1 protein-coding gene is annotated in these 1,040 nt (G+C 52.8%); it reads right to left on the bottom strand.

All coding sequences use genetic code 11. From position 1 onward, the window contains the following. Positions 1-1,040 (bottom strand): hypothetical protein (locus tag ACFEL9_RS26235; protein ID WP_385896350.1); only part of this gene is annotated, 1,040 nt, incomplete at both ends.

Below are 1,040 nucleotides of genomic sequence, written 5' to 3'. Positions count from 1 at the left end.
GTAAGAACCGGAGCACAACCGCCCGTTACACTGGCTGTTGCCAACCATGCCTGGAAGGCTGCATCAAGCGCTGCCTGGTCTGCATAGTCACATGCATTTACTGTAGTTGCAACCGGAGTGGTTATCACGACAGGTGTTGCCGGTGTTACGGTGAAGGTTGCTGTTGCTGTCGGCGCTTCGCAAAGATCAGTGGCTGTAAAGGTCACTGTTACGGCACCACCGGTACAAAGTGTTCCTGCACCTGTTGCATTATTAGTAAGAACCGGAGCACAACCGCCCGTTACACTGGCTGTTGCCAACCATGCCTGGAAGGCTGCATCCAAAGCTGCCTGGTCTGCATAGTCACATGCATTTACTGTAGTTGCAACCGGAGTGGTTATCACTACAGGTGTTGGCGGAGTGACGGTGAAGGTTGCTGTTGCTGTCGGCGCTTCGCAAAGATCAGTGGCTGTAAAGGTCACTGTTACGGCACCACCGGTACAAAGTGTTCCTGCACCTGTTGCATTATTGGTAAGAACCGGATCACAACCACCCGTTACAGAAGCGGTAGCCAGCCATGCCTGGAAGGCTGCATCAAGCGCTGCCTGGTCTGCATAGTCACATGCATTTACTGTAGTTGCAACCGGAGTGGTTATCACTACAGGTGTTGGCGGAGTGACGGTGAAGGTTGCTGTTGCTGTCGGCGCTTCGCAAAGATCAGTAGCTGTAAAGGTCACTGTTACGGCACCACCGGTACAAAGTGTTCCTGCACCTGTTGCATTATTGGTAAGAACCGGAGCACAACCGCCCGTTACACTGGCTGTTGCCAACCATGCCTGGAAGGCTGCATCCAAAGCTGCCTGGTCTGCATAGTCACATGCATTTACTGTAGTTGCAACCGGAGTGGTTATCACTACAGGTGTTGCCGGTGTTACGGTGAAGGTTGCTGTTGCTGTCGGCGCTTCGCAAAGATCAGTGGCTGTAAAGGTCACTGTTACGGCACCACCGGTACAAAGTGTTCCTGCACCTGTTGCATTATTGGTAAGAACCGGAGCACAACC

Origin of the sequence: Terrimonas alba (genome assembly GCF_042434975.1) — a bacterium.
Classification (GTDB): Bacteria; Bacteroidota; Bacteroidia; order Chitinophagales; family Chitinophagaceae; genus Terrimonas_B; species Terrimonas_B alba.
The sequence above is the reverse complement of the archived record's forward strand: the minus strand, read 5'-3'. Positions and strand labels throughout refer to the sequence as shown.